The sequence below is a fragment of the Sphingomonas sp. BE138 genome, assembly GCF_031456125.1.
Taxonomy (GTDB): domain Bacteria; phylum Pseudomonadota; class Alphaproteobacteria; order Sphingomonadales; family Sphingomonadaceae; genus Sphingomonas.
This window is the reverse complement of the sequence record NZ_JAVDUC010000049.1, coordinates 1-6907: the sequence shown is the minus strand read 5'-3', so window position 1 is coordinate 6907 and position 6907 is coordinate 1. Positions and strand designations below refer to the sequence as shown.

The 6907-nt window shown below is 66.8% G+C and carries 7 protein-coding genes and 1 tRNA gene; 3 read left to right on the top strand and 5 right to left on the bottom strand.

Going from position 1 to position 6907, the window contains the following annotated elements; translation table 11 throughout:
* Window positions 1-63 precede the first annotated feature (63 nt).
* The 4 genes from J2Y58_RS20500 to J2Y58_RS20485 all read right to left on the bottom strand — a co-directional run bounded on the left by J2Y58_RS20500 (window position 64) and on the right by J2Y58_RS20485 (window position 4170).
* On the bottom strand, window positions 64-687 hold the full coding sequence (locus J2Y58_RS20500; RefSeq protein WP_310107263.1) for a TonB-dependent receptor plug domain-containing protein: 624 nt from the start codon (window positions 685-687) through the stop codon (window positions 64-66).
* 31 nt (window positions 688-718) lie between these two features.
* On the bottom strand, window positions 719-1564 hold the full coding sequence (locus J2Y58_RS20495) for a fumarylacetoacetate hydrolase family protein (RefSeq protein WP_310107261.1): 846 nt from the start codon (window positions 1562-1564) through the stop codon (window positions 719-721).
* A gap of 2 nt (window positions 1565-1566) precedes the next feature.
* Window positions 1567-3129: a bifunctional 3-(3-hydroxy-phenyl)propionate/3-hydroxycinnamic acid hydroxylase gene (locus J2Y58_RS20490; protein WP_310107259.1), complete on the bottom strand. Its 1563-nt coding sequence runs from the start codon at window positions 3127-3129 to the stop codon at window positions 1567-1569.
* A gap of 156 nt (window positions 3130-3285) precedes the next feature.
* Window positions 3286-4170 (bottom strand): LysR family transcriptional regulator, encoded by an 885-nt coding sequence (locus J2Y58_RS20485; RefSeq protein ID WP_310107257.1) that lies wholly within the window; start codon window positions 4168-4170, stop codon window positions 3286-3288.
* A gap of 119 nt (window positions 4171-4289) precedes the next feature.
* Here J2Y58_RS20485 and J2Y58_RS20480 point away from each other — a divergent pair, with 119 nt between their 5' ends.
* The 3 genes from J2Y58_RS20480 to J2Y58_RS20470 all read left to right on the top strand — a co-directional run bounded on the left by J2Y58_RS20480 (window position 4290) and on the right by J2Y58_RS20470 (window position 6709).
* A complete protein-coding gene (locus tag J2Y58_RS20480) occupies window positions 4290-5183 on the top strand; it encodes a VOC family protein (RefSeq protein WP_310107255.1) in 894 nt (297 codons plus the stop codon).
* A 20-nt stretch (window positions 5184-5203) separates the two neighbouring features.
* Complete coding sequence (locus J2Y58_RS20475; RefSeq protein ID WP_310107253.1) at window positions 5204-6214, top strand: quercetin 2,3-dioxygenase family protein; 1011 nt, start codon at window positions 5204-5206, stop codon at window positions 6212-6214.
* 276 nt (window positions 6215-6490) lie between these two features.
* Window positions 6491-6709, top strand: a complete 219-nt coding sequence (locus J2Y58_RS20470) for a hypothetical protein (protein ID WP_310107252.1) — start codon at window positions 6491-6493, stop codon at window positions 6707-6709.
* A gap of 103 nt (window positions 6710-6812) precedes the next feature.
* Here J2Y58_RS20470 and J2Y58_RS20465 read toward each other — a convergent pair.
* Window positions 6813-6889, bottom strand: a tRNA-Met gene (locus J2Y58_RS20465).
* Window positions 6890-6907 lie beyond the last annotated feature (18 nt).

Sequence of the window (6907 nt, the reverse complement as noted above, 5' to 3'; positions counted from 1 at the left end):
CGAGATCCAGATGCGTGTAGCTGCCCATGCGCAACCCTCCGCCGGGTGGAACCCTCACTTAAGCTAGGTTTTCGCACTTCGATCTAGAATGCACCACCCCAGCGTGCCCTCGTTCGATAATTCGGTCCGCACGCGTGCGCTGAAGCCGGAAGGATCGGGTGCGTTGGTGGTGATGTCGATGACGCCCGCCGACGTCGTCAGGCCGAACAGCGTCCCCTGCGGTCCTTTCAGCACCTCGATCCGCCCGACATCGAAGAGATCCGCGATGTTCGCATTGCCCTGGCTGACCTGATCGACGACGATCCCGACCGAGGCGACCGCACCTGCCGAGAAGGTCTGTGTACCGATGCCGCGCAGCGACCCGCCGCCACCGGTGTTCTGCCCGGGCGCCTGCTGGATCTCGAGGCTGGGCGAGATGCGTGCGAGGTCGTTGACGGTGTTGACCTGCTGGCGTTCCAGCTGCGCCTGGTTGGCGACGGTGATCGAGATGGGCACGTCGACCACGCGCTCGGACCGGCGCTGAGCCGTGACGACGATATCGGCGGTGCCTGGCTCGCCGGGCGCGGCGGCGGCGGCGTCCGGCGTCACGGTGGCGGGGTCGGCGGTGCTCGCCTGCTGCGCCGCCGCCGGTCCTGCGAATGCCACCAGCGCCGTCGTTGCGCGCGCGATCTGGATCGCCAGCTTCACGGTTCTTCCTCTCCCATGGGGTGCCGCCGGTTCAGCCCGGCTGGCGTTCGGTCTCGATCATGTTGGTCAGGGTGCCGATTGGGCCGATCGCCACCTCGACGCGGTCACCCGCCTTCATCCACAAGGTCGGTTGACGCTTGGCGCCGACCCCTCCCGGCGTGCCCGTCGCGATGACGTCGCCCGGCGACAGCGGCGTGAACGCGGACACATAGGCGACGATCTTCGCGATCGGGAAGATCATGTCGCGGATCGGTTGGTCCTGGACCACCTCGCCGTTCAGCGTCGTGACGACATGGACGTCGGCGAGGTCGCCGGCCTCGTCCGGTGTCACCAGCGCCGGACCGAAGGCGCCCGTGCCGGGGAAGTTCTTGCCTGGAGTGAACTGCGTCGTGTGCCATTGCCAATCGCGCAGGCTGGCGTCGTTGAAACAGGCGTAGCCGGCGATGTGATCGAGCGCATCGGCTTCGGCGATGTGCCGCCCGCCCTGGCCGATTACGACGGCCAGTTCGCCCTCGAAGTCGAGATTGGAAGACACGCTCGGCAGCACAATCGGCTGCCCGGCCGCCACCAGCGTGTCGGGAAAGCGGGTGAAGATCGAGGGATGATCGACCTTCGCACGCCCGGTCTCTTGGCGATGGCTCTCATAATTGTGGCCGACGCACAGGATCTTGGCAGGGTTAGGGATGACGGGCAACAACGTCACCTCGTCGAGTCCGACGCCACCGCCGTGTGCCAGTGCGGCGAGCGGTCCTGCGGCGAGCGCCGCCTTGAGGTCGGCGGGCGCACCCGGCGCGGCGCCGCAATCGAGGATGCGGCCTTCCACCAGACGGCCGTAGCTCGCGGTGCCGTCGGCGCGGCGAAAGCTGACATAGGCCATGATCAAACGGCTCCTTCGAAGGCGGCATGATGCGAATGGATGTGGAGCTGGTCGTGCACGATCCGGATCAGATCGGCCGGGTCGCCCGCCGTGGTGCCGAACACATAATGATCGGGACGAATAAGCGCGGCAGTGACGGCGCGATCCGCCAGCCAGCGCGACACGGTGCCGTCGTCGACAATGTCGGCGAGGGCGATCGTCGTGGCTCCTATCGCGTCGACCTCGGCGTTCGCGCCACGATCGTCGGCGACGATCAGACGCCAGCCGCCTCCGAACACGTCGTCGAGCAAGCCCGCGCCGCGGATCGCGGGTTGCACGAAGCGCTCGCCCGCCCCCGCCGTGCCGGATGCGACGATGCCGTTGCGATAGGCCGGGATCAGATCCGCCGCGGTTTCCGTCTGGCCGCTGCGTGCCCGCCCACGCATCGCGGCATCGCGCTCGGCGGCGCGGTCGGCGTCGAGTTCGCAGATATAGCGCCCGGCCTCGATGGCGGCGGTGACGACGCTGCGGACGTGCGGGTCACGCTCTACCTCGTAGCTGTCCAGCAAGGCGACATCGCTCGCGCCGCGGATCACCAGCTCCAGCTTCCATATCAGATTGGCGATGTCGCGCATGCCGTGGCACATGCCCTGGCCGAAGAAGGGTGGCGTCTGGTGCGCGGCGTCTCCCGCCAGAAACACCCGCCCTTCGCGCCAGCGCTCCGCAATCAGGCCGTGGAAGCGGTACGTCGTCGCCCGCACCAACCGGTGCGGCACCCCGGCGAGATAGGGATTGAGCAGCGCGGAAACGCGATCGGCGCGCATCATCGCGGCATCGTCCTCGCCCGGGAGCAGCATGAACTCCCACCGCCGCATGCTGCCACGGCCCGGCACGATCGTCGCCGGGCGGGCCGGATCGCACATCATCACCGACAATTGCTGGACATCCGCCGTCTCCGGCACGCCCCACAGATCGGGGAAGCGGACGCGGCCGTCCACCTCCGCGTCGACGACCAGCCAGGGCTCCTCGAAGTGCAGGTCCTCCAGCGCAATGCCAAGAGCCCTGCGCACGACGCTGCGCGCACCGTCGCAGGCGATCATCCACCGCGCGCGCCGCTCGATCGCGCCGTCGACCCCGGCGAGATGCAGAGTGACGCCGCCGCCGTCCTGTTCGAAGGCGGCAAGCTCGACACCCATCATCTGCACGACGTGGGGAAAGCGGTTCAGGCCATCGCGCAGGTTCGCTTCGAGTTCGGGCTGATAGAAGAAGTAATCATTGGCCCAGCCGAACGGCTTGGGCTGCCCGGCGGTACCCAGGTAGCGGATGACGCCGTGATCGGCACCGACGTGCAGATGCCCTTGCGTCTCGCGCATGCGCGGCGCCATCACCCCCGCCAGCCCGGCGGACTGGAACAGGCGCATCATTTCGTGGTCGAGATGCACCGCGCGGGGCAGCGGGTGCGGGTGGGACTCACGATCGACGATCAGCACCGACAATCCGGCGCACCCTGCAAGATTGGCCGCCAGTGCGCCGACGGGACCGCAGCCGATGATCGCCACGTCGAAGACGGCAGCGCCTTCATTCACCGCCGGTCGCCAGCACAAAGACGTGAAAAAAGGCGAGAAGCGTACGACATCAATCCACCTCTCCAACCGCTTTTGCCGGCGGTAAGGCGGGGTGTGCCCCCGCAGGTGGATAATGTAAAATATTGGTTTTTCACATATCCATAGTCTCTTCCTATGTCATTTTGCGGTGATTGCAGTGAAAAACTCCTGACCCAATTGAGTCAGTTGCCGCCCCCGTAACGTACGGATGCCGATGCTACGGGTGATCGGCACGCCCTCGATCGGGATCGCGCGCAGCAGCCCGGAGTGAACCTCCGGCTCTACGACACCCCGCGGCAGTACGGTGACGCGCCGCCCCTGCTGGACGATCGCCTTGACCGTCAGCAGCGAGTCGCACCGGATAACGTCGGCGGGCACCGCCATTTCGGCGGCCAGGAACAACGCGTCGATCTGGCGGTGAAATGCGCCGGCGGCGCGCGGTAGCACCCAGCCCAGGTCGGCGACGTCCGCCAGCGACACGCTCGATCCCAAGCCGTCATGCAGACGCCCGACGATCAGCGAAAAAGGGTCGCACGCGATCGACCATTCGTCGATATCCGGCGGCGGCGTCTCGATCCCGGTGGTGACGACCGCCACTTCGATTTCGCCGCGCCGCAGAAGATCGGTCAACTGTGCGTCCGGGCGTTCGATCACGCTCAGCGCCATATGGTCGCCGCGCTCGATGCGCGCGATCGCCCCGGGGACGAGGCTGACGAGCGCTCCCGGCGTTCCTCCGATGCGCAGCGGGCCGCGCACCCCCGCCCCCGCCAGCGCGACCGCCTGTTCGGCATCGGCGAGCAGCACTTCCATCATCTCCGCCCGCCGCTTCAGCGCCTCGCCCGCGGGGGTCAGCGTAATTCCCTGCCGACCGCGGGCGAACAGCGTCATCTTCAGGCTGCGCTCCAGTTGTGCGATCGCTACCGACACCGACGGCTGCGAGATGTTCAGCCGACGCGCGGCCCCGCTGATCGATGCTTCGAGGCACACCGCGAGATAGGTGCGAAGCAGACGGGGATCGATCATTGGGCAGTCTTTCTTATCATAGGCTGTGCCTATGCTTTACGTAAGATTGCGTATTTGCCAAATATGGTTCGACGCCACCATATTCTCCGATGTCGCGAACCGGCGACAGGAGAGGTGCGATGGGCCACGAATTTCCGATCACGGGTCTGCGCAGCGTCGACTTCGACGTTCCCGACCTCGCGGCCGCGACCGCCTTCTACACGGATATCTGGGGCCTGGAGGTTGCAGCGCGCAGCGAAGCCGTGGTCTGGCTGCGCGGCACCGGCAGCGACGCCTATCTGCTGGCGCTGCACACGGCGGCGAGTCCGGCGATCCGGTCGATGACGTTCCGCGTTGCCGTTGATGCCGATCCCGAAGCGCTCACCGCCGCGATGGTTGCCCGTGGCGCGCGGCTGACCCAGCCGAGCGTCGCGACGGACGAACCCGGCGGCGGCATGATTACCGCGGTGCGCGATGCGCAGAACCGCACCATCCGGCTGGTCAAGGACGACGCCCGCGTCGCACCGCTCGCCGATGATCCCGACCGGCCCGAACGCCTCGCCCATGTCAACTTCAACAGCGACGACGTCGACCGGGATGCGGCCTTCTATACCGATGCGCTCGGCTTCACGCTGACCGACAGATCGAAGATGATGGCGTTCGTCCGCACTAACAGCGACCATCATTCGATCGTCATCGCCGACGCGCCGGTCAATACGCTGAACCACGTCGCCTTCCAGATGCCGACATGGGAGGGCGTGATGCGCGCGTCCGGGCGGATGGTCGACCATCGCTTTCCGATCGGCTGGGGCCCAGGGCGGCACGGTCCGGGCAACAACGTCTTCGCCTATTTCGTCGACCCGTTCGGGATTGTCATCGAATATACCGCCGACGTGCTGCAGGTAGACGAGCACTATCGCGTGGGCCGGCCCGAGGACTGGATCTGGCCGCCGGGACGCAGCGACCAGTGGGGCATCGCTCCACCAAAGAGCCCGGAATGCAAGGCGGCACAACTCGCCATTCCGTTCGCCTGAGGCGTTAAGGAGAGGACATCATGAACGACATCGCTCATCCGGGTAGCCTGCCCGGCTCCGGCGCCTATGTCATCCGCGCTGGCGCCGGCCTGTCGCACCTCGTCGCCGGCCAAGTGATCCGCACGGTCGCCGGGATCGAGCAGACCGCCGGCGGCTTCGGGGCGGTCGTCGCCGAATGCCCGCTCGATCGCGGCCCGGTCCCGATGCACTGGCACGAACGCGAGCACGATACGTGGTTCGTCACCCGGGGCCGATTGCAGGTTTGGGCGGATGATCAGTCGCGCGTGCTGGCGCCGGGCGACTTCGCCTACGTACCGCCGACGGTGACGCACAGCTATCGCAGCGTCGCCCCGCGCACCCAGTTCTTCGGCATCGTTGCGCCTGGCGGTTGGGAGCGATTTTTTGCCGACGCGGGCGAAGTCTGGGGCATGACCGGTTTGCCGGCTGAGGGGCACCCCTTCGACTTCTCGCGCATGGGCCCGGCGATGGGCAAACACCGCATCATGCCGGTCGACAATGCCGTCTACGCCGAGGCCACACCGATCGGCACGGCGGACCAGCAGCTGCCAACGGAACGGGCGGCCTACTTCCTTGCGGCCGGCTTCGGCACGCGCCACGTACTGCGCGGCCACCTTTCAACCACGATCCTGACTCGAGCGCAGACCGGTGGCATGATCGACATGCGCGTGATCGAGGGCGGTCGCGACGCGGCGATGCCGACGCTCCGCCATGCGGGCACGCACGTCCTCCTGTATGTGCTCGACGGCCTGATCGCGCTGTCCCTGGGCGGCGAGGACTGCCGCCTCACCGCCGGCGACGCCGCGAACATTCCGGCCGGCACGGCCTATGCGACCCGCATCCTCAGCGGCACGGCGCGCTGGCTGTCGACCAGCAGCGGCGGCGACGGCGCCGCTCTGTGGACGGCGGCCGGCACCGCCAGCAACGCATTCAGCTTTCCGCTCGACGCAGACGACGGGCCGGATAGCAGGCTTTTCGATGCGGTCGGCGACGTGGATGTGACGGCAGTTTGAGCCCGGCATTATCCGGCTGTCGGGCCGCGCACCACGACATACGCGCGTCCAGGCCCAGCGGCCTCCCCGAAGCCGGCCGCCAGCTCATTCTCAGCTTCCGCCCGAAAATGGCCGTTCCGTCGTCCAAAGGGGCAGCCATCCGGCGTCCTTGAACAAGCGAGCATGTTCCAGGACAAGGTGCAGCCAGGGTCCAGCGACGTCACGAGCATTTCTCTGCACCGCCGCACGGCTCCTGACGTGTTGGGTAGGACGCTCCTACACCACCGTGGCTGTGCAATGATGTGGTCGTCGAGCCACGGCGAGACGAGACACCGTACGTCCGCACACCAAGCCGTCCGTGCCCTGTTCCACCCAAAGCTGGCGCAGGTCTATCGCGCCAAGGTCGAGGATCTGCTCGCCGTCTATACCAACGAGGCGAGCCGCGTGCAGGCGCAGGACCTTATCCGCGGTCTCATCGAGCGCATCGTGCTGACGCCGGTCGACGGCGTATTGTAGGTGGAGATGACTGGTGACCTGGCAGCGATGCTGACAATCAGCAAGGCGGGCGGACGCAAAAACACCCCGGAAGCGGGTGCTTCCGGGGTGTTGCAAGTCAAGGTGGTTGCGGGGACAGGATTTGAACCTGTGACCTTCAGGTTATGAGCCTGACGAGCTACCGGGCTGCTCCACCCCGCGCCGAGGTGTGTGTGTGAA